Source organism: Thalassotalea hakodatensis (assembly GCF_030295995.1).
GTDB classification, from domain to species: Bacteria; Pseudomonadota; Gammaproteobacteria; order Enterobacterales; family Alteromonadaceae; genus Thalassotalea_C; species Thalassotalea_C hakodatensis.
In genome coordinates this window covers 1,001,942-1,024,182 of the sequence record NZ_AP027365.1, presented here as the reverse complement: position 1 = coordinate 1,024,182, position 22,241 = coordinate 1,001,942, and the positions used below count along the sequence as shown (strand labels likewise).

The following is a 22,241-nucleotide window of genomic DNA, read 5'->3' as shown; positions in this document are numbered from 1 at the left end:
AAACAACGTATAAATTTTTTCTTATTAAGAAATTTAATTCGTTATGCTCAGGTCTATAACACCATGGCGACAAAACAAGTTAGATATGAAGCACTCGTGAAGGCATTACATGGCGATCTTTATCGTTATGCCTTTTGGCTCACACATGACCGTCAAGTGTCAGAAGATTTAGTGCAAGAAACCTTTTTACGTGCATGGCGAGCATTAGATTCATTAAAAGATGAAAAAGCGGCGAAGTCATGGTTAATTACTATTTTACGTAGAGAAAACGCAAGACGTTTCGAACGTAAAAGATTTGAGATGAGTGAGTATGAAGAAGCAACAATACAAGATGTAAAATCCACTAACGCTGAACAAGAAATTGAAAATCAATGGCTAAGAGATAAAATTGCTAAAATGCCTGAAGAATATAGAGAGCCTCTGGTACTGCAAGTGATCGGCGGCTTTAGCGGTGAAGAAATCGCAACCATGTTATCTCTTAATAAAAATACCGTGATGACTCGGCTATTTCGCGCGAGAAATCAATTAAAAGACGCACTAGAAGACGAACCAATTATGCGAGGTTTCCAAAATGGATGATTTGCAATTTAGACGTGAAATTTATGCAGATCCCAAATCCAATTCGCCTGAAATACTTAAGGCGAAGAGTACAGATCCTGCAAAATTAAAATTTGCACAAGAAGTAGAGGCACTCGATGATAAAATCTCAAATGCGCTTAATATTCCTGTGCCTGATGACCTTTGTCAAACATTGATCTTACGTCAATCATTGGCAAGTCATCAGCAACAAAAACGCAAGAAGTATATTAGAGTAGCGCTTGCTGCTTCCATCACCTTGGCAATTGGCCTAACAGTTAATCAATTGCAGTTTTCTCATGCTTATGACTCGGTTGGTGATTACGCTATTGCTCACGTTAATCATGAAGCAAAATACTTCTCTAACAGTATAGAAGCTAATATTCCCTTAGGCGCACTTAACAAAAAAATGGCATCATTTAACGGAAGCTTTACCGATTCAATGGGAGACTTATTAATGGCAGAATTTTGCCGATTTGACGGTATAAAAAGCTTACATATGGTATTTCGAGGCAAAAATAGCCCCGTGAATATTTTTGTCGTACCTCAAAGTAAACATTTATCCTATAAAACCGTTTTTGATAATCATCAATACAACGGCATAGTTAGCAGCACTAATGATAGCCACATAATTGTTGTTGGGGATAAAGCTGAGCCGTTAAAGCAATGGCAGCTAAAATTACAAAATCAGTTACGATGGTTTTCATAATCGAAACACCACAATATTGTTAAGACATCAGAATTAATAAATTAAGGCCTGTTGATCTTTCGCGTTTATTTTTGCAGCCGTTTATTGGTATTTAGACAAGGCATTGCGATTAATGTGTGGTTATTCCACATGAAAAAGCAATAACGACGTATAAATAACAAAAAACGCTGCCCTTTGGGTTCAGCTAATTACCATTGAAACGAGCCAACTTCCACTAAACACTCTGATTCCATTATTAATGCTAGTTAAATGCTTCACTGTCGTTTAACATAACAATCATTCCCTCAATATAAATTACGAATAAAACTGCTAACGTAGTTTTACTAGAGCGTGTTGATCTTTCATGTTTACTTTTTCCGCAATTTGTTTGGTATTTATACAAGGCAACACTTGCGCCATGTAGTTATTCTACTCCAGTCAAGCGTTAACACAGTAGAAATGCCAAACAGATACAGCCCGAAGGGTTCAACTAAACGCCTCCTGCTCTTTGTTACTTGAATTAACCATAGAATGACTATGCAATAATCCAAGTGCCGCGATCAGAAGGCGTTTAAATTGAACAAAACTTAAACAGCAAAGATCAACACGCTCTAATTAAGTACAATATACTTCCCTATTTCATCGAATTAAAATAAAAATGATGAAATTCAACGGTAATTCTCCTATATTCGTAGTAAATAAGTGTGCAGGAAACTTTATGTATTTTTACGCAGCTCGCCAACCCATCTTAGATAAAGAAAAGCAATTGTTTGCCTATGAGTTACTTTTTCGTGACAACATCAACAATGTTTTCCCTGATATCGATGGTGATGAAGCGACCAGCAAGATGATTGATGCTAGTAAATTCAACATGGGGATCAGCGAATTTACAGGCAAAAAACCTGCGTTTATTAATTTTACATTGGAAACACTCAGCAAAGGCCTTCCGGAAATGCTAACGCCGGAAGAAATCGTTGTTGAAATATTAGAAACCGTTAAACCAGGGAAAAAACTGTTAGCACTTTGTCAGTCTTTATTTGAAAAAGGTTACACCCTTGCATTAGATGATTATGAGCATCAAAATGTTTGGGCCCATTTTTACCCGTTTATAAAGATCATTAAAATTGATTGGCAAACCACAAGTATTGAACAAATTAAGCAGATAAAAGTGGCGATTTCAGCCCATGACCATATTCAATTACTCGCTGAAAAAGTCGAGACTCACGAAGAGTATCATCAAGCACAAGAACTTGGTTTTGAACTTTTTCAAGGTTTTTTCTTTGCTAAGCCAGAGATGATAAAAACTAAATCATTATCCCCATCACAAATGGCAATGGCTGAACTATTATATGAAACATCAAAGCCAGAACTTGATCTTGGCGCCATTACTGATGTATTTGAACGTGATGTAACCCTATCTTATAAACTATTACGTTATGCGAACTCTGCTATTTTTAAACGACGTAATGAAATCTCAACCATTAAACAAGCGCTGGTTACGCTAGGATCTGGCGAACTTAAACGTTTTTTAGGGCTATTATTTGCGACTAATGTTAATCCAGATAAACCCAATGAATTAATCAACGCGGCCATGACGCGAGCAAAATTTTGCGAAATGATATCAAAAGATATAAATGCCCCTATAGATACCTCTATTGCCTTCTTAACGGGCTTATTATCATTAATTGATGCGATACTTGATGAAGAGCTTTCAAGCATTATGGACAAGCTACCATTAGCGCAAGAGATAAAAGATGCGCTGATCACCAAAAAAGGTGTACTTGCAGCGTTAGTGATCCTTGTTGAGCAAATTGAACACGCCGACTGGGAAAAAACCAATAAAGTCATGGAAAAACTAGACTTAAAAAAAGAGCCTGTTTTAGAAAGTTATAATGATGCTATTGCTTGGGCTGATGAACAATGTCAATTATCGACATAATACATCATTCGCCCATAAAGTTAAAAAAGCCGCAAAGCGGCTTTTTTAGTTTGTGTACCCTTCAGGGTTCGTAGACTGCCAACGCCAAGTATCTTCTAGCATTTCAGTTAAATTTCGCTCTGCTTTCCAATCTAGCACCTCTTTAGCCAACGCTGCATTCGCATATACTGTTGCAATATCCCCTGCACGTCGAGAAGCAACCTTATAAGGGACTTCCTTACCACTAATATGGCTAAACCCATTAACTATTTCTAAAACTGAGGTACCGTTACCAGTGCCAAGATTTATTGCTTGGCAACCAGAGTGAGTTGATAACGCTTCCAACGCTTTAATATGCCCTAACGCCAAATCAACCACATGAATATAGTCACGAACACCTGTTCCATCAGGTGTGTCATAATCGTCACCAAACACTTGTAATTGTGCTAAACGACCAATCGCTACCTGAGAAACATAAGGAAGTAAATTATTGGGAATATCGTTAGGATCTTCGCCAATAAGCCCTGATTGATGTGCACCAATAGGGTTAAAATATCGTAAATTTATAATCGACCAATCCGCGTCGCTTTTGGCTAAATCAAATAAAATTTCTTCGATCATTAACTTAGTGCGACCATAAGGGTTTGTCGCTGAAGTAGGCATTGCTTCATCAAGCGGTGATACATTATTTTCACCATAAACGGTTGCAGAAGAACTAAACACCAACTTTTTAACGTTATGAGCAGCCATCACTTCGAATAACACCACTGAACCTGTTACATTATTATGGTAATAACTCAGTGGAATCTCATTAGACTCACCAACGGCTTTTAGCCCAGCAAAATGTACAACTGCTTCAGGTTTATACGTCGAGAAAACATCATTTAAGGCATTGCGATCGCATATATCAGCTTTGACAAATTGCGGCACTTTACCGGTAATTTTTTCGATACGAGATAAAACGAGTTCCGAAGAATTAATTAAATTATCAACAATAACAACATCATGTCCTAAAGATAATAATTCAACAACTGTATGGCTGCCAATATAGCCCGTACCACCTGTAATTAATAACTTCATTACTTCCCCTTTGTATAAAAGTCTATATTTTAACGATAATAATCGCTAATTGCTGTGACAAACGCGTTAACGTTTTCCGCTGCTAACTGATTAATACCTGCTGCAGCCGCTCTACCACCACCAGTTGCAAAACGTGCGCAAATATCACCAGCACCTTGTTTATTAGTTAATGGCGCTCTTAAGCTTACAGTATACGTGTGATCGAGGTTAAGGGTAAACACGGCATGCGCCTTATTAGGTGTTTTATTCGCAAGTTCATTGCCTAATACACCACTTACACGTCTGGACCAAGGCTCATCAGGTAACTCTATAACTTTACAGATGTCATTCTCAGCCAATACTTTTGCCTGTTCAGCATTCGCCATGTCTTGATGATAAGCTTGCTCTAATTGAGAAAAAACAGAACCTGGTTGGTTAATAATATCGAAAGGGTTTGAATATTTTACCAATTCTCTAAACAGCTGTTCAGGCGTAAAATGCAAATCTTCGAGTGAACTACCATAGCCATTATAATTTATATAAATACCGAAACGCTTTAATTGGTCACGTTCATTGGTTGAAAGGTTAAGTTCATCTGACAACGCTTGCGCAGCCTCTAGCATATTATCACCGTAAGCAGCGGTAATCGCCCACAATGGAAATTGCTGATTCAAATACTGATTAACAATTAACGCCGTACAAGTATTTGCGTCAGTATCGATATGCGCAGATAAGTTATCGGATGTTGGAATTGAGCCAGGACGATGATGATCAGCATAAAAAACGGTTACATTGTTTGCTAGCAATTCATTCAGAGCTTCAATGTTTTTTTCCATCGAAATATCTAAAGCCGTTACTGAATGAGCTTTTGCAACATCAACATGTTTTAACAAACTAATATCGCGTTTAACACCTGTGATTAAGGTACTTTCTTTAGGATTGGCTAAACGTAGTTGTACTAATGAAATAATACCATCGGCATCGCCATTAAAAATATCGTAATGCATTATGAACCTGTTGAAATATAATGGTTGTCTTCTAAAAATTGTACAACTTGTTGGGCACATTCAACGATTGTCAATTCTGCCGTTTTAATATGTATTTCTGGTGCCGAAGGGATATCATAATCAGAATCAATACCGGTAAAGTCTTTTATTTCTCCGGCACGGGCTTTTTTATACAAGCCTTTTGGATCACGTTGCTCACAGACACTAATCGGCGTATCAATATACACTTCTAAGAACTCACCCGTTGCTAGTTTTTCACGTGCCATTTTTCTATCTGACGCAAAAGGTGAAATAAACGCAGTAGAGACAATTAGCCCCGCATCAACAAACAATTTTGATACTTCACTAATCCGGCGAATATTTTCAATACGATCTTCATCACTAAACGATAAATCACCATTCAAGCCATGTCGTACATTATCACCATCAAGCAAATACGTATGACATTGACGTTCAAACAGCAACGCATCCACTGCATTTGCAACCGTAGATTTTCCTGACCCGCTTAAACCGGTATACCATAATAAACAAGGACGTTGTTTTTTAATATTAGCCCGTTGTACCTTATTAATTTGTTGTTGATGCCAAACGGTATTTTCAGTTTTCATTTAGAGGTATCTCACGTTAAAAAGGAAAGAAAGTAGGTAACAAAGTTAACACGACAATCGAATAAGCCAATGAAACCGGCACGCCAAATTTCACCACATCAAGCAACTTATAATTACCCGCATTGTAAACCATAACATTGGTTTGGTAGCCAAAGGGGCTAATGAAGCTACCACTTGCGGCAAAAGCAACAGCTAATACGAAGGGTAATGGGCTAACTCCTAAACCTAATGCAATATTATACGCAATAGGAAAAATAAGCGCAGCTGCGGCACTGTTTGTCACTAGCTCTGTAATTAGTAGTGTAACGACAAAAATCACAATCAACGTGATATAAGCGCTTTGCCCAGCAAGTAAATGCTCAATATAATTTGCTAATAATAACGCCACACCACTTGATTCAAGTGCTTTAGCTAAAGTAAGCGCCCCTAACACTATCATCCAAATTTCCAGTGGAAAGCGTCGCTTTATTTCATTCACCGTTAAGCAACCCGTAAAAACCAACAACGCGATATAAAACATCAACACTTTTAATAAAGATACTTCTGTTAGTACTGACGCCATAACCGCAGCGATAAAACCAAAAACGGTTAACGAATCACGCCAACCAGAAAGCATATTATCGGGTTGGTGCCCCGATAAGATGTAAAAGTTCTTACTTAAGTTAGTACGTGTACTAAAGTCATTCCCCACGGCTAATACAAGAAAGTCGCCGGGTTGAATAATCAATGAGCCTAATTTACCTGAAAGCGCAGCACCTTCACGACGAACGGCCACTACAGCAGCATCAAATCTGGCACGAAAGCCTGCTCTTTTTAACGTTTTACCAACCACGGCTGAATCAGGTTTAATTAACACTTCAGTCAAATTATCTCTGAGTAAACCATCTTGTTCGGCAAATAGCGTTAAGCCATCAAATTGTTGTAACACCTTAACTTTCGACACATCACCAGTAAAAATAAGTTTATCACCGCGTAATATCACTTCATCAGGTGCCACCGGAGATATCAGCCTGCCATTACGAATCACTTCGACTAAAAATAACGTATCTAAACTTCGTAAACCATTTTCTTCAACTGTTTGACCTATCATTTTAGAGTCGTTACTAACACGTGCTTCTAGTAAATAATCTGGGTTTTTAAGTTGTTCAACTTCCATATCAGGCAAAGAGTGTTGTCTAAATAAAATTAAGGCTAAACAAATGATTAACGCAACGATACCTATCGGCGTAAAATCAAAAAAGCCAAGGCCGTCACTCCCCTGCTCAATCAGCATGGTATTAACGATTAAATTTGTTGAGGTGCCAACTAAGGTAAGCGTACCACCTAAAATTGCTGCAAATGATAACGGTAGTAAAAGTTTCCCTGGGTTAATCACACGATTAGTTTTAATGGTAGAAATAAGTGCAGCAACAACGGCAGTGTTATTCATAAACGCAGATGCAATTGCAGTATAGACAAGGGTTTTTACTGTAGAGATAAACGGCTTACCGTTGATCATCACAGCAGAAAGACGGCGTAAAATACTGGTGCGTTCAAAAGAAAAAGAAGCCAACACCAATAATATTAACGTCACTAGACCTGGGTTTACGGCATTGGCTAATACATCATCTGTTTCAACAAAAGAAAAACCTAAACACGTAATCATGGCCAAGGCAAAAACACGTTCAGGTACCCGCTGATACCTTATCAGCCCAGCAAAGGTTAAACAGAAAAGGGCAATCAATGCCCATTGTGATGCTACCATTTAATGTTTGTCCTTTAGCAGCAAATGATATGAAATATTTATCAGCTGCTTAACATATATGCAAGTGAAGTCTATGCGTTAAGCAACTAATATCAATAAAAGTAATTAGACGTTACTTTAGGAGTTTAGCAATATCACGCGCCCCCCAATGTGGGAAATGCTTACGTACTAAGGCGTTAAATTCCTTTTCAAATTCACTAAATTGATGATCATCTGTTGATTCTGCAGCCCCAGTGATCATACCTGCACCTACGGTGATATTACTCAATCGATCAATAATAATGAACGCACCAGTAGCACGGTTTTCTAGGTACGGGTCAAAATGCAACGACTCAGCCACAGAGAAGCTAACCGAACCAATTTCGTTTAAGGTTAATTGACTAACGGCGGTCGTTTCCATGGTATTTACATTAATTTTATATGCAATATTTGATACATGACCGGTGGTGAGCTTGCTGCCATGTTTAATGTAATATTCACGGCCGGTTTCAAGTTCGTCTTCATGCATCCAAACAACAGAAGCATTAAATTCTTTCGACGTTAAAGGAACAGCACCTTTACGTACAATCATCTCACCGCGACTAATATCAATTTCATCTTCAAGGGTTAACGTGACTGCTTCCCCTTTATCAGCCCGCTCTAAATCACCATCAAAAGTAACAATAGATTTAATACGCGACTGTTTGCCTGAGGGTAACGCTACAATTTCATCACCAACCCTGATATGACCTGAACCAACAGTACCTGAAAAGCCTCTGAAATTTAAATTTGGGCGGTTTACATATTGCACTTGAAATCTAAACTCAGTACAGGTGTCGTTGTTTTCAACATTTACTGTATTTAAAAGCTTCATTAGTGTCGCACCTGGGTACCACGACATATGCTCGCTTTCTTCAACAACATTATCGCCACGTAACGCTGAAATAGGCACAAAGCGAACATCAGTGAAAGCGAGTTGATCGGCAAACTCGCGATATTCTTTTTTAATCTCTTGATAACGGTCTTGGCTGTAATCAACTAAGTCCATTTTGTTCACGGCAATTAACACGTGTTTGATACCAAGTAGTGAACAAATAAAAGAATGACGGCGGGTTTGAACCTGAACGCCATGACGTGCATCAATCAAAATAATCGCTAAATCACAGGTAGAAGCGCCCGTAGCCATGTTACGCGTATATTGTTCATGACCAGGGGTATCAGCAATGATAAATTTACGCTTATCGGTTGAAAAATAACGATAGGCAACATCAATGGTAATGCCTTGCTCACGTTCAGATTGTAAACCATCCACCAGTAAAGCCAAATCTACCGCTTCACCAGTTGTGCCCGACTTTTTACTATCTTTTTCAATCGCCGCAAGTTGGTCTTCAAAAATCATTTTTGAATCATGAAGCAAACGGCCAATTAGCGTACTTTTTCCGTCATCAACACTACCACAAGTTAAAAAGCGCAGTAGTTCTTTATTTTCGTGTTGCTTTAAATAAGCTTGAATATCTTGTTCAATTAATTCTGATTGGTGACTCATCGTTCAGCCCTTAGAAATCGTTAACAGTTAAAATGAAAGTTAGGTTAAAAAATAGTTAGAAATAACCTTCCATTTTCTTTTTCTCCATAGAACCCGCTGAATCATGGTCAATCACACGACCTTGACGTTCAGAGGTTTTTGTTAACAACATTTCTTGAATAATTTCCGGCAAACTTGCCGCTTCTGATTCAACTGCACCAGTTAATGGGTAACAGCCAAGTGTTCTAAAACGAACACTTTTCATTTGTATTTCTTCGCCTTCTTCTAGAGGCATGCGCTCATCATCTACCATGATTAACGTACCGTCGCGTTCTACAACAGGTCGTTTTGCCGATAAATACAACGGCACAATGTCAATACTTTCTAAATAAATATATTGCCAAATATCAAGTTCGGTCCAATTTGATAAAGGAAACACTCGAATGCTCTCACCTTTATCTACTTTACCGTTGTAGACATTCCAAAGCTCAGGGCGTTGACTTTTCGGGTCCCAGCGATGATTTTTATCACGGAACGAATACACACGTTCTTTCGCGCGCGATTTTTCTTCATCGCGACGTGCACCACCAAATGCGGCATCAAAGCCATATTTATCAAGCGCTTGTTTTAACCCTTGCGTTTTCATAATATCAGTGTGTTTTGCACTGCCATGGACAAAAGGATTGATATCCATCGCGATACCATCAGGATTTTGATGTACTAACAATTCAAATCCATAATCTTTCGCCATGCGATCGCGAAAGGCTATCATTTCTTTAAACTTCCATGTGGTATCAACATGCAATAACGGGAATGGTATTTTCCCGGGTGCGAACGCTTTTCTCGCTAAATGTAATAAAACGGCGGAATCTTTACCTACAGAATAAAGCATCACTGGTTTGTCAAATTCAGCGGCAACTTCACGAATAATGTGGATAGACTCAGCTTCAAGCTTTTTTAAATGCGTTTGAATCGTCATTTAACTAATATTCCCTAGCAATTTTAATGACGATAGTGTACTGGATAGCCTTTAAGATATCCATATAAGAAAAAGATTTGTTAGATGATTTAGAAATAAACAAAGGGAGAAGTTATGCATTCACTTCATTAAATTTAAAAATGCATAACTAAACAATCAATTTACTTTATAAGTTGATGTAAGTATTCAGTGAATTCATCACCTATCTGCTGATGTCGCAAACCATATTCCACCATCGCTTTCATATAACCCATTTTAGAGCCGCAATCATGAGACTTCCCTGTCATATGAAAGGCTTCAACCGTTTCTAATTTCATCAAACTTGCGATTGCATCGGTAAGTTGAATTTCATCACCAGCGCCCGGTGGTGTAAATTCTAATAATTGCCAAATGGGTTCTGACAATACATAGCGGCCAACAACGGCTAAATTAGATGGTGCCTCCTCAATCGCTGGTTTTTCAACAACGGCTGTCATCACCGCTGAACCACCTTCATGTAAAACTTCTCCGCCACAATCAACCACCCCATAATGTTGTACTTTTTCTTGTGGTACCGGCTCAACTAAAATTTGGCTATGGCCCGTTTCATTAAAACGCGCTAACATCGCCGCTAAGTTTTCGGTTTTTAAATTCGCAGTTGCGTCATCCAAAATAACATCTGGTAACACGACAACGAAAGGGTTATCACCCACCAAAGGTTTAGCTTTTAAAACCGCATGTCCTAAGCCTTTTGCTTCGCCTTGACGCACATGCATGATGGTAACCCCTTTTGGACAAATAGCTTGAATTTCATCAAGAAGTTGACGTTTTACTCGATTTTCAAGTGTCGTTTCTAATTCAAACGATTTATCAAAATGGTTCTCTATCGAATTTTTAGAAGAATGAGTCACTAAGACAATTTCTTTAATACCTGCATCAATACATTCATTAACAATATATTGAATAAGCGGTTTATCTACAATTGGTAGCATTTCCTTTGGAATTGCCTTAGTTGCCGGAAGCATACGTGTCCCTAAGCCTGCAACAGGAATGACCGCTTTTGTAATTTTCTTATCCATACCGCCCTCGGAAAAATAGCACTGTAATATTTAATATAAGTGAATACAGTTAAATAATTTCATCAAAGTAGTATTAAAACAAATTATTAGCTTATTAACACCTGAATATAATTAACTTACACGTGAATTTATTCATGTTTCAGTTTTTAAATGCTTTAAATTCGTTCATTTAAATTAAGTAAATAAAAAATAATATATTGTATACTTAAATTCAGGATATCTCCGCTAAACCCTTGGTTTTTAAAGTTACAAACAGAAACTAACCTGTAAACCTTTCAACGCAATATTCAATCCGCTTAGCTGAATTACTTGCGCTTCGAGTTCATCAAAGGTATAAATGCCGCTGATTAACGATAAATTGCGCCTGTTGAATCCATTTATCAATCTTATCTAAATAAACAAGAATAATAATAATGCTCAATACTAGGTGCGCACCTTAGGAAGGAAAATTTATATGACAACGCAAAGCGCTAAGACTTTTTTCGGGCAACCTGAAGGTCTTCAAACACTGTTCTTTACTGAAATGTGGGAACGCATGAGTTACTACGGTATGCGAATGCTGCTAGTACTGTTTATGACCGCAACCTTACAAGAAAATGGCTTAGGTTTAACGGTTGCTTCTGCCGCTGCCATTTATGGTTTATATACCGGTAGTGTCTATTTCATGGGGTTACCTGGAGGTTGGATTTCAGACAGACTCCTGGGTGGTCAAAAGGCCGTATGGTATGGCGGTATTATCATCATGTGTGGCCACATTATTTTGGCCTTCCCTAGTGATAAAACCTTTTTCATCGGTTTAATTGTGGTTATTTTAGGTACAGGCCTATTGAAACCAAATATTGGCGCTATGGTTGGCCAACTTTACTCAGATGAAGATAAACGCCGTGATTCTGGTTATGCCATTTATTACATGGGCATCAATATGGGCTCTGTTTTAGGCTACACCATTTGTGGTTACCTAATGGAAGATCAAGAAAACTTTGGCTGGCATTGGGCATTTGGTGCAGCAGCTGTGGGTATGGCAGTGGGTTTAATACAATACCGCCGTACACTTAATAAATTACACGGTGTGGGTGCAGCGCCCGCAGCGCCTTTAACACCTAAAGGTAGACAAATAAGCTGGGCAGTCATTGGTGCTTTCTTAATTATGCTTGCAACCGTAACTGCTGCTGCCATAACGGGTGCTATCATTATTGAGCCGGTCGCTGTGGCACAATATGTTGCGATCAGCTTTAGTGTGATGTTCGTACTTTACTATGCATCAATTTTCAAGTTCGGTAATTTAACCAAAAATGAAATGAAACGCTTAGGTGCTCTGTTACTAGTGTGTATTGCTTCTGCATGTTTTTGGTCAGGTTTTGAGCAAGCAGGCTCTTCAATGAACTTATTTGCTCGCGATTACACAGATAGAATTGTTGGCAGTTTCGAAGTCCCTACTGGCTGGTTCCAATCGTTAAACGCCATGTTTATCGTATTATTGTCACCATTTTTTGCAGCGCTGTGGATCAACTTAGGTAAGCGCTTTGTTAGTCCTGCCTATGGTATTAAATGTGCTATCGGCTTAATGATCATGGCAAGTGGCTTTATTGTGATGTTCTTTGCAGCACAATATGCAGCATCAGGCATGAAAGTAGCGCCTTATTGGTTAGTGGCTACTTACTTCTTACATACAGTAGGTGAATTATGCTTAAGCCCTGTAGCATTAAGTGCCATTAGTAAATTGTCACCGCGTCGCTTTGCTGGCCAAATGATGGGTGTATTCGTGTTAACCTACTCTATCGGTAATATTATTTCTGGTTTATTAGCGGGTAACTTTGATCCAAACCGTATTGATCAATTACCAAACTTATACATTCAAATCAGTTTATTTAGTATCGGTATCGGTATCGTAATTTTATTACTAAGCATTAAATCACGTGTTTGGGAAAACTCAGCTGACGAAGCAGACTCTACCGCACCAACACCAGGTAAAGCTGCAGAAACTATTTAATAATAGCAACATGTTAGCGGTGGTGTAAGCCACCGCTTTTTATATGACATTATTTAACTCTCGCCAAGCAATACGTCAACAGATAAGACACACCCGTCAGATGTTATCTTCAGAGTCGCAAACTGAAGCTTCTTTATCATTAGTTCACCAACTAAAGCACATTGCTATAATCGCAAAGGCCAAATCTGTAGCTATTTATCATGCAAATGACGGTGAACTTAACACTACCCCTTTTATACATTGGTGCTGGCAACAAAACATACAAACTTATCTTCCTGTGCTTCATCCTTTTAACAAAGGGCAGCTGCTGTTTTTACATTATCGCGCAACTTCAGCGATGAACAAAAATAAGTACGGCATTCTAGAACCCCAATTAGATGTTAGACATGTTTGTCCGGTACGTAAGCTTGATATCATTTTTACCCCTCTAGTGGCATTTGATGAAACTGGCGCCCGTTTAGGTATGGGGGGCGGTTATTACGATCGAACGCTAGCAAGTTTAGTTACTACCCCCCCCGTTATTATGGGATTAGCACATGACTGCCAAAAAATTTCCGCTATTCCAATAGAAGCATGGGATGTGCCACTCCCACATATTGTTACTCCCTCTAAACATTATCAATTTAATTAAAATCTCATAACACCGAGCAAAAATTGGCTGTTATAATGCATAAAAAGCAACTCGGATATACAACGATGACACAAGACGAAATGAAAAAAGCTGCGGCTATAAAAGCCGTGGAATTTGTTGAAGATGATGCCATAGTCGGCGTAGGAACAGGCTCAACCGTCAACCACTTTATTGATGCCCTCGCGAGTAAGAAACATGACATTACCGGTGCAGTGTCTAGCTCAGAAGAGTCAACTAAACGCTTGAAAGCGTTAGGGATCGAAGTATTTGATCTTAACAGTGTTAGCGAAATTAGTGTCTATATCGACGGTGCAGACGAAATTACAGAACATATGCATATGATCAAAGGCGGTGGCGCAGCATTAACGCGAGAAAAAATTGTGGCTGCCGTCGCTAAAACGTTCATCTGTATATGTGATGAGAGTAAACAAGTACCTGTACTGGGCAAGTTTCCGCTACCTGTTGAAGTTATTCCAATGGCACGTAGTTATGTTGCAAGAGAGTTAGTGAAATTAGGCGGCGATCCTGTTTATCGTCAAGGCGTGGTAACTGATAACTCAAATGTCATTCTTGATGTGCATAACTTAGACATTATTGATCCTAAACGCTTAGAGTCTGATATTAATGCGATTGTAGGCGTTGTTACCAATGGTTTATTTGCTCACCGCGGCGCTGATATACTCATATTAGGGACACCAGAAGGTGCAAAGGTGGTAAAATAACACTTTAGAGTTTTAACACTATATGATACGGTTGATTAAATTTTGGGTATCTAGCCATCTATACATCAACAATATTAACTACGGTTTTAGCATATGAGCAATAATTCGTTAGCAAAAGAAAAAATCAAGATTTTACTGCTGGAAGGTGTACATCAAAGTGCATTAGAAGAGTTAAAGTCTAAAGGTTATACCAACATTGAGTATTTAAAAACGTCGTTGTCTGAAGAACAACTCATAGAGAAAATTGCTGACGTTCATTTTATCGGCATTCGCTCGCGCACGATGCTTAATGAAAAAGTATTAAGCCATGCAAAAAAATTAGTCGCGATTGGTTGTTTTTGCATTGGTACCAATCAAGTCGATGTGCGTGCCGCAAAAGTAAAAGGGGTGCCAGTATTTAATGCACCTTTTTCAAATACCCGCTCTGTTGCTGAACTTGTATTAGGCGAGTTATTGTTGTTATTACGTGGTATCCCTGAAAAAAGTGCACAAGCTCATCGTGGTGTTTGGAATAAATCTGCCGCTGGTTCGGTTGAGGCCAGAGGTAAAACCTTTGGTATCATTGGTTACGGCCATATCGGTATGCAAGTAGGCATTTTAGCTGAAACCGTTGGCATGAAAGTAAAGTTTTATGACATTGAAACAAAATTACCTCTTGGCAATGCTGAGCAATCACCAAGCCTAACGGCTCTTTTGCAAGAAGCTGACGTAGTAAGTTTACATGTACCAGAAACAGCACAAACGCAAAATATGATGGGTGCTGCTGAGTTTGATGTGATGAAAAACGGGGCTATCTTTATCAATGCTTCGCGTGGAACAGTAGTTGATATTGATGCCTTATGTGAAGCATTAACCAATAAGAAAGTTGCCGGTGCTGCAATTGATGTATTTCCTGTAGAGCCTAAAGGTAATGACGAAGAATTTGTTTCACCACTACGTGCTTTCGATAATGTTATTTTAACGCCTCATATTGGCGGTAGCACAAAAGAAGCGCAAGAAAACATTGGTTTAGAGGTGGCGAGTAAGCTGGCTAAGTACTCAGATAATGGTTCAACGCTTTCAGCAGTCAACTTCCCGGAAGTATCACTGCCTGAACACGTTGGTACCAGTCGCTTATTACATATTCATAAAAACCAGCCAGGTATATTGACAAAAATTAACCAAGCATTTGCTGAACATAACATTAATATTGCCGCGCAGTATCTACAAACAGATGACCAAAACGGTTATGTTGTTATTGATATAGAAACAGAAAACAGTGAAACGGCCTTGCGTGAATTAAAGCTGATTGAAGGTACGATTAAAGCACGTATTCTGCATTAATTTGAGCAGTAATACTTTTCATGAGAACACTGTATTAAAAGATTAAAAGCAAAAAACGGAGCTAATCGCTCCGTTTTTTTATTGCTGATATAACGCTAAGTAATTGTCACTTAATCTTTACCAAATAAATCTCTGGTATAAACTTTCTCAATAACATCGCTCAGTTCATCATCCATACGATTAGACACAATAACATCTGACATCGCTTTAAATTCAGCTAAATCAGTGATCACTCGTGAATTATAAAAGGTATCATCAGCTAATTCCGGCTCAAAAATAACCACTTCAACACCTTTCGCCTTTATGCGCTTCATAATGCCTTGTATAGACGAAGCACGAAAGTTATCGGAGCCAGACTTCATAATTAAACGGTAAACACCAACAATCGTCGGAGATTTCTTTAAAATTGATTCTGCTACAAAGTCTTTACGAGTCACATTCGCTTCAACAATCGCATTAATCATATTATTTGGCACATCCTGGTAATTTGCCAATAATTGCTTGGTATCTTTTGGTAAACAATAACCCCCATAACCGAACGATGGGTTGTTATAATGATCACCAATACGCGGATCTAACCCTACACCTTCAATAATTGAACGCGTGTCTAAGTCATGCGTTTCTGCGTAAGTATCTAATTCATTGAAGTAAGCAACCCGCATCGCCAAATAGGTATTAGCAAAAAGTTTTATCGCTTCAGCTTCTGTTGCTCTTGTAAATAGTGTAGGAACGTCTTCTTTTTTGGCGCCTTGCTGCAATAATTTGGCAAAGGTTTTAGCGCCTGTAGTTTCAGCACCCACGATAATTCTTGAAGGGTATAAATTATCGTACAACGCTTTTCCTTCCCTAAGAAATTCAGGAGAGAAAATAATATTATCTGTTTGGTATTTATCTTTTAATCGTCTTGTGAAACCAACAGGAACCGTTGATTTAATAACAACAGTAGCCTCTGCATTTATTGCCATAACTTCTTTAATAACCGATTCTACAGAACTCGTATCAAAATAGTTTGTTTCAGGGTCATAATTCGTCGGTGTAGCAATAATGATAATTTCTGCATCAGTGTATGCTAATGTCTTATCTAGCGTTGCGGTGAATGACAAAGGCTCTTGCGAAAGAAACATTTCAATTTCTTTATCACGAATCGGGGATTGTTTATTATTTAACTGTATCACCCTCTCTTCAATAACATCTAACGCAATGACTTCATTATGTTGTGCTAACAAGATGCCGTTTGATAGCCCTACATAACCTGTACCTACTACAGTAATCTTCATTTACAATACCTATCTCTCAATAAAACTAAAACATAAAATACATACAAATAAATGCAGCAAAGCCTGCAACAATATCGTCTATCATAATACCAAAACCACCATGACAATGTTTATCTAACAATGAAATCGGCCATGGCTTTATGATATCAAACAAACGAAACAGCAAAAAACCAACAATAATTGACTTCCACGAAACGGGAATTAAAGCCATGGTAATCAAATAGCCGACTATTTCATCCCATACAATTGCTGGATGATCATGCACCTTCGCAGCCTTAGCTGCATGAGAACAAATATAAATACCCAATAACGCCATCACGGCGACTACCGCTAAATATGTCACCATAGGTAACGGCGCTAATAATAAGAACACAGGAATAGCCGCTAAGGTACCAAAAGTTCCCGGTGCTTTAGGAATTAAACCGCTTCCAAAGCCTAGCGCTAAAAATTGCACAGGATCAGACAACGTAAATTTTGATTTAATCTCTTTCGGTTGGTTATTCATTGGCAAAATGCTCAAAACCCTTCAGGTTTAGCTGCGCTGGCTTATTATTCAAGGTAGTAGTAATTTTAAGATTACCATTTAATTGACCAATGCACGTTACTTTTGTCCCCATATCAGCAAGCGTTGTTTCCATACCAACCTTGTTATCTTCTGAGACAGTCATAAGAAGTTCGTAGTCATCTCCGCCTGACAATGCCAACTCCATCGCTTGTTCAGCACCAATCGATGCAATAAGTTCACTAGATAACGGTAAATCTTCTAACACAATATTTGCGCCGACATTCGAAGCTTTGCATATATGTGATAAATCAGCCAATAACCCATCCGAAATATCTATCGCAGCTGATGCATATTCTCTTATCGCTTTACCCGCTAACACTCTAGGTTTAGGTTCATTTAAACGATTCATAGCATGTACGAGTACGTCACCCCGTAAGGTAATGTCGCCGTAGTAGTGTTTTAACGCTAACGCTGAGTCACCTAGTTCACCAGTTACATATATCCAATCACCCGCTTTAGCGCCACTACGGGTAATTTGCTTATTCGGAGGAACAGTGCCTTGTGCTGTGATCGTAATACTTAATGGTCCTTGTGTTGTATCGCCACCAATAAGTTGCACATTGTAAAATTCGCATAAGGCAAACATGCCTTCACAGAAGTCACTGATCCAATCCTCATCAACTACTGGCAAGCTAATCGCGATAGAAATCCAAGTAGGTTCAGCTCCCATAGCAGCAAGATCAGATAAATTAACGGCAACGGCTTTATGGCCAATGGCTTTTGCTGGCGTATTTTTAGGAAAATGAACACCAGCAATTAAGGTATCTGTCGTAATGGCAATATTTTGCTTTTCAGCTGGAGCGATAACAGCACAGTCATCCCCTATACCTACTACGACATCACGTCGATTAACCAACTGTTCGGTAAAATACGTTTTGATCAGCTCAAACTCTTTCATAATAAGTATCCATAAAAAACAAAAGGCGCCTAAAATAAAGCGCCTTATGTGTTTATCTGTCGCCGTTAATTATTGTTCTGGACGAATCACCTTAACAGCTTTATCTAATACACCATTTACAAATTTGTGACTATCATCAGCAGCAAATACTTTCGCTAGTTCAATTGCTTCATTAATCACAACACGATACGGCACATCCGCACAATCGCTCAGTTCATAAACAGCAACTCTTAATATTGCTTTTTCAATATGATCTACATCATCTAAATCACGATCTAAATACGGTGTAATAGCTAAATCAATCGAATTTGTTTGACTTGTAACACCACGAAATAGTTTTTGAAAATATTCAATTTCAAAACGACGCTTGGCATTTTCAGTAAGAAAATGTACTTCAACGTCTGTCACTGAGTTTTCACTCATTTGCCATGAATAAACTGCTTGAACGGCTAGTTCTCGCGCTTTTCTTCTGGGAGATGGTTTCACAAAAATATCCTGTATTAAATTCTAGCTTGATTATAGCTTAGCAAGTACATTAACCATTTCTAATGCACCAAGAGCCGCTTCACCACCCTTGTTACCGGCTTTTGTACCAGCGCGTTCAATGGCTTGTTCGATTGAGTCTGTTGTGATCACACCAAACGATACCGGAATTTCAGACTCTAAACACACTTGTGCTAAGCCTTTATTACATTCACCAGCAACGAAATCAAAATGCGGTGTACCACCACGAATCACCGCACCAATGGCGATTATTGCATCGTATTTACCTTGCTTTGCCGCTTTTTTAGCAACTAACGGTAACTCATATGCTCCAGGGACCTTAATCACTGTAATATCTTGTTCTGCAACATCACCATGACGTTTAAGCGTATCAATAGCCCCTTCTAATAAGCTATCAACAATAAAATGGTTGAATCTAGATACTACAATTGCAAACTTTTTACCTGTTGCAACAAAGCCACCTTCAATAACGTTCATGGAAAAATTACTCTTTAGATGTAAAAATTGTCGCGATTCTAGCAAAAAATGAAAGAATTAGGTACTAGTTTATAACCATTAATAGTAAACAAGAGCATAAAAAGAATTCAAATTAAGCGATGTTATAAAATAATATTTACGGTAAAATAATCAATAATCAATAATCAATAATCAATAAATATTATGGCTATCTACTTTTCTTCGAAAGACATTCCCGAACTTGAAAGCTACTCAATAAAAGAAAGGCAACTAAAGCTAGAGGAAGCTCAAAAAAAGTTCACTGCACCTGAAAAGTTAATATTAAATATTTTAAAATTATTGATGCTTATTCCTCCTTTTTTTTATTTCGCACAACAAGAATGGCAATACTTCGTTATTAGTTTTTTGTTCACTTTACTAATTTTTTTCTTTATTTTTATCCCTGTAAAGCTTTCATTTTCAAGAACTAAGATAAATAATCGAAATAAAAAATAATGTAGTTATATTTGAAACAAAGCTTTAATATCCTCAATGCCTGAAAATTGTACCTTTTGATATTTTTTAATCGAATAATCTTTCACTTTTGTAATGCACTGCTGAAGTTTTTTTAACTGATAACAAACTACAGCATAGTTTTTTGACTCAATATATTTAGCCAACTCTAGCTGATGTTTATCTTTACGGAATGTATTTGGAACCAACACTAATTTTTTGTTAAGTTCGAGTAAATTATAGGTTGATCCCGCTCCAGCATGTGTAATTATAATGTCAGCCCACTGATACCAGTATTGAATATCATTAGTATAGCTAAAGCTTTCATTAAACCTAGTAAGGTCACCACTAACAGACTGAATAACAAAATTATCAGCCGTCTGATTTTGAAGTTTATTAACCTCCGCCAATAACTCAGGAAAAGGAGTCGTTCCTAATGTAACGAAAATATTCATAATCTTCCCTTATAAGCTGCATTTTTATAAACACGTAATAAACTTTTATTTTGTACAAAAAACATATCGCTAATTAAATATAGTATCTTACCTGTGTATGATTTTTGATAAAAGCGAGACCAACTTTCAAACCCAATAACTTTAACTTTCATTAATTTAAATAATAATGCGGGTAATATTGACACGCCTGGTCCTGTAGCAACATAGCCCACAACGTTGTATTTTCTATTAATGAGGATCACATCTCGAATTTGGTAGAAAAAAAGCTTAGGTATATTAGAGAGTGTTCTCCAAGAGGAATACTTATCTCTAGCTTCTGGATACAAAAATGAACTTTGTATTTTAATACTTGTATTTAGTTCATGCTCTGAGTCTGTAAACACTATGAGTTTGATGTCATCAGGAATAGATGCCGACAATAGCGTTAACAGTCGTTTCATCTGTTCTTGATGACCGCCTTTTCCGTAACTAACACATATAACTTTATGCTTCAATGTAATGCCTTTTAGATAAAAACCGTATGATGGAGACAACCACCTTAATATTTCGAAAAATTAATAACCTTTCTAATTCAAGTCAGATATGAATAAAAAGTTATTTAGCTTTAACCAATTGGTTGTCTCTAAACTCCTTCGCAGCTAACATGCCTAAAAGCAACCAAAAATAATAAAAAAAGGAAACTGAAAAATATACAGGACCAGCCAACATCGCAATCACTTGAGCGATAAAAGCAAAAAAAAGACCAAAAGCTAATGAGTCACCTTCCCTTGCCATTTTATATACTGGCCTTAATAACTTAAAATGAAAGTATATGAAAAAAATAAAAAGTACAGGTCCTAATTCAACCCAAAATTGAAGCCAATCAGAATGTGCAACAAACCCAACTCCAGACTCCGTTTTTAACGCATTCATATTGCCTACTTGTCCGAAGCCAGCTCCTTGCCAAAAGAAACGTGCGAGCCAATCATCAAACAGTAACTTCCAGTGAAGCACGCGCCATTGCAAAGAAGATTCAAGTTTCTGTCCTTCCTCAACTTCTACATCTATTCCTGCAACAAACGCTTCAATAATGCGATCACCAATTGGTGTATATAAAGCAAGGCCGATAGAAACAGGAACAAATAAAGCGAGAAAAACACTAATCGTCAAAAACTTGCGATTTGACCCTAAAAAAGCATAAACAGCAACTGCTCCGAATAACGCAATCACGTTCTTAAGTGTGCCACTAAAAAATATCATACACAGGGACATAAACATAATTGTCAGCAACGCAAATCTGTTCTGCTTTTCTAGAAAACCTCTAGCTCCATAAAATACCGCAGAAAATAAAGCTAAATTAGCTAACACATTTACTTTCCCCGCAATACCGGTAGGACGCAGTACTCCATGTATATCATCACCTATCCCGAGAAAATACCCTGATATTCCTGCTAATAAATGCCATAAAACACTACTAGTGATTATAAATAACGAGACCTTTAATTTACCATATAACGCTAGTATAAAACCTAATACAAAAAAGCCTCCCATCAAGAAGACTTTAAGCATTGCAGAGATGCTACTACCAAGTGGCATATTGTTAAAATATGCGATCACAACCGAAAAAGACAAAGTAATAGTAATTGCAATATAGTACTTAAAGCTCGACGTTTTACTTACTAGCGACAAAGCCTTTTTATTGATCAAAATAAAAATCAAAATAAGTGAAAGTAACAATACAGGGACACCTAGACGAAGCACTTGATTATCTATAGAGATAGTCATAACTCGCAGGTACCAAAAGAAGA

The 22,241-nt window shown here is 37.9% G+C and carries 23 protein-coding genes; 8 read left to right on the top strand and 15 right to left on the bottom strand.

The features are described from left to right. Nucleotides 1–63: 63 nt before the first annotated feature. From QUE72_RS04425 to QUE72_RS04415, 3 genes are all read left to right on the top strand, one after another. The gene (locus QUE72_RS04425) at nucleotides 64–579 is read left to right on the top strand and encodes a sigma-70 family RNA polymerase sigma factor (RefSeq protein WP_083602162.1); all 516 of its coding nucleotides are present in this window, start codon (nucleotides 64–66) and stop codon (nucleotides 577–579) included. Further along, a complete protein-coding gene (locus tag QUE72_RS04420) occupies nucleotides 572–1,285 on the top strand; it encodes a DUF3379 family protein (protein WP_286271796.1) in 714 nt (237 codons plus the stop codon). Before QUE72_RS04425 ends, QUE72_RS04420 begins: the two co-directional genes overlap by 8 nt. Nucleotides 1,286–1,982: 697 nt before the next feature. Next, the gene (locus tag QUE72_RS04415) at nucleotides 1,983–3,203 is read left to right on the top strand and encodes an EAL and HDOD domain-containing protein (protein ID WP_286271795.1); all 1,221 of its coding nucleotides are present in this window, start codon (nucleotides 1,983–1,985) and stop codon (nucleotides 3,201–3,203) included. A 45-nt stretch (nucleotides 3,204–3,248) separates the two neighbouring features. Here QUE72_RS04415 and galE read toward each other — a convergent pair whose 3' ends face one another. The 7 genes from galE to galU form a co-directional block, all read right to left on the bottom strand. Next, on the bottom strand, nucleotides 3,249–4,262 hold the full coding sequence (gene galE / locus QUE72_RS04410) for a UDP-glucose 4-epimerase GalE (protein ID WP_286271794.1): 1,014 nt from the start codon (nucleotides 4,260–4,262) through the stop codon (nucleotides 3,249–3,251). Between the two features lie 29 nt (nucleotides 4,263–4,291). Continuing rightward, complete coding sequence (locus QUE72_RS04405; RefSeq protein WP_286271792.1) at nucleotides 4,292–5,248, bottom strand: DHH family phosphoesterase; 957 nt, start codon at nucleotides 5,246–5,248, stop codon at nucleotides 4,292–4,294. Next, nucleotides 5,248–5,856: an adenylyl-sulfate kinase gene (cysC, locus tag QUE72_RS04400; protein WP_074500588.1), complete on the bottom strand. Its 609-nt coding sequence runs from the start codon at nucleotides 5,854–5,856 to the stop codon at nucleotides 5,248–5,250. The genes QUE72_RS04405 and cysC overlap by 1 nt, the downstream gene beginning before the upstream one ends. 16 nt (nucleotides 5,857–5,872) lie before the next feature. Continuing rightward, nucleotides 5,873–7,600 (bottom strand): SLC13 family permease, encoded by a 1,728-nt coding sequence (locus QUE72_RS04395; RefSeq protein ID WP_286271789.1) that lies wholly within the window; start codon nucleotides 7,598–7,600, stop codon nucleotides 5,873–5,875. A gap of 112 nt (nucleotides 7,601–7,712) precedes the next feature. Beyond that, nucleotides 7,713–9,125, bottom strand: a complete 1,413-nt coding sequence (cysN, locus tag QUE72_RS04390; protein WP_286271787.1) for a sulfate adenylyltransferase subunit CysN — start codon at nucleotides 9,123–9,125, stop codon at nucleotides 7,713–7,715. Nucleotides 9,126–9,180: 55 nt separating this feature from the next. Then, a complete protein-coding gene (cysD, locus tag QUE72_RS04385; RefSeq protein ID WP_286271784.1) occupies nucleotides 9,181–10,083 on the bottom strand; it encodes a sulfate adenylyltransferase subunit CysD in 903 nt (300 codons plus the stop codon). 161 nt (nucleotides 10,084–10,244) lie between these two features. Beyond that, entirely contained in the window at nucleotides 10,245–11,141 is an 897-nt protein-coding gene (gene galU, locus QUE72_RS04380) for a UTP--glucose-1-phosphate uridylyltransferase GalU (protein WP_074500592.1), read from the bottom strand. A gap of 454 nt (nucleotides 11,142–11,595) precedes the next feature. Here galU and QUE72_RS04375 point away from each other — a divergent pair, with 454 nt between their 5' ends. The 4 genes from QUE72_RS04375 to serA all read left to right on the top strand — a co-directional run bounded on the left by QUE72_RS04375 (nucleotide 11,596) and on the right by serA (nucleotide 15,807). Next, nucleotides 11,596–13,131, top strand: a complete 1,536-nt coding sequence (locus tag QUE72_RS04375) for a peptide MFS transporter (protein WP_074500593.1) — start codon at nucleotides 11,596–11,598, stop codon at nucleotides 13,129–13,131. A 43-nt stretch (nucleotides 13,132–13,174) separates the two neighbouring features. Continuing rightward, on the top strand, nucleotides 13,175–13,762 hold the full coding sequence (locus QUE72_RS04370; protein WP_286271781.1) for a 5-formyltetrahydrofolate cyclo-ligase: 588 nt from the start codon (nucleotides 13,175–13,177) through the stop codon (nucleotides 13,760–13,762). 65 nt (nucleotides 13,763–13,827) lie between these two features. After that, nucleotides 13,828–14,484: a ribose-5-phosphate isomerase RpiA gene (gene rpiA, locus QUE72_RS04365; RefSeq protein ID WP_074500881.1), complete on the top strand. Its 657-nt coding sequence runs from the start codon at nucleotides 13,828–13,830 to the stop codon at nucleotides 14,482–14,484. Nucleotides 14,485–14,577: 93 nt separating this feature from the next. Continuing rightward, a complete protein-coding gene (serA, locus tag QUE72_RS04360; protein ID WP_074500594.1) occupies nucleotides 14,578–15,807 on the top strand; it encodes a phosphoglycerate dehydrogenase in 1,230 nt (409 codons plus the stop codon). A 110-nt stretch (nucleotides 15,808–15,917) separates the two neighbouring features. Here the strand turns inward: serA and QUE72_RS04355 are convergent, their stop codons facing one another. The 5 genes from QUE72_RS04355 to ribH form a co-directional block, all read right to left on the bottom strand. Beyond that, nucleotides 15,918–17,084, bottom strand: a complete 1,167-nt coding sequence (locus QUE72_RS04355; protein ID WP_074500595.1) for a nucleotide sugar dehydrogenase — start codon at nucleotides 17,082–17,084, stop codon at nucleotides 15,918–15,920. A gap of 25 nt (nucleotides 17,085–17,109) precedes the next feature. Then, nucleotides 17,110–17,589, bottom strand: a complete 480-nt coding sequence (locus QUE72_RS04350) for a phosphatidylglycerophosphatase A family protein (RefSeq protein ID WP_074500596.1) — start codon at nucleotides 17,587–17,589, stop codon at nucleotides 17,110–17,112. Further along, complete coding sequence (thiL, locus tag QUE72_RS04345; protein WP_286271776.1) at nucleotides 17,582–18,547, bottom strand: thiamine-phosphate kinase; 966 nt, start codon at nucleotides 18,545–18,547, stop codon at nucleotides 17,582–17,584. Before thiL ends, QUE72_RS04350 begins: the two co-directional genes overlap by 8 nt. A gap of 69 nt (nucleotides 18,548–18,616) precedes the next feature. Beyond that, nucleotides 18,617–19,033: a transcription antitermination factor NusB gene (gene nusB, locus QUE72_RS04340; protein ID WP_074500598.1), complete on the bottom strand. Its 417-nt coding sequence runs from the start codon at nucleotides 19,031–19,033 to the stop codon at nucleotides 18,617–18,619. Between the two features lie 30 nt (nucleotides 19,034–19,063). Beyond that, nucleotides 19,064–19,528: a 6,7-dimethyl-8-ribityllumazine synthase gene (gene ribH / locus QUE72_RS04335; RefSeq protein WP_074500599.1), complete on the bottom strand. Its 465-nt coding sequence runs from the start codon at nucleotides 19,526–19,528 to the stop codon at nucleotides 19,064–19,066. Between the two features lie 183 nt (nucleotides 19,529–19,711). Here ribH and QUE72_RS18990 point away from each other — a divergent pair, with 183 nt between their 5' ends. Then, nucleotides 19,712–20,002, top strand: a complete 291-nt coding sequence (locus QUE72_RS18990) for a DUF6170 family protein (protein WP_407704951.1) — start codon at nucleotides 19,712–19,714, stop codon at nucleotides 20,000–20,002. Nucleotides 20,003–20,007: 5 nt separating this feature from the next. On the opposite strand, the gene pssE is transcribed toward QUE72_RS18990, so the two are convergent. The 3 genes from pssE to QUE72_RS04320 all read right to left on the bottom strand — a co-directional run bounded on the left by pssE (nucleotide 20,008) and on the right by QUE72_RS04320 (nucleotide 22,218). Further along, entirely contained in the window at nucleotides 20,008–20,454 is a 447-nt protein-coding gene (gene pssE / locus QUE72_RS04330) for a PssE/Cps14G family polysaccharide biosynthesis glycosyltransferase (RefSeq protein WP_286271775.1), read from the bottom strand. Further along, nucleotides 20,451–20,948: a PssD/Cps14F family polysaccharide biosynthesis glycosyltransferase gene (gene pssD / locus QUE72_RS04325; RefSeq protein ID WP_083602164.1), complete on the bottom strand. Its 498-nt coding sequence runs from the start codon at nucleotides 20,946–20,948 to the stop codon at nucleotides 20,451–20,453. Before pssD ends, pssE begins: the two co-directional genes overlap by 4 nt. A 100-nt stretch (nucleotides 20,949–21,048) precedes the next feature. Next, on the bottom strand, nucleotides 21,049–22,218 hold the full coding sequence (locus tag QUE72_RS04320; RefSeq protein WP_286271774.1) for an O-antigen ligase family protein: 1,170 nt from the start codon (nucleotides 22,216–22,218) through the stop codon (nucleotides 21,049–21,051). Nucleotides 22,219–22,241: the final 23 nt, after the last annotated feature.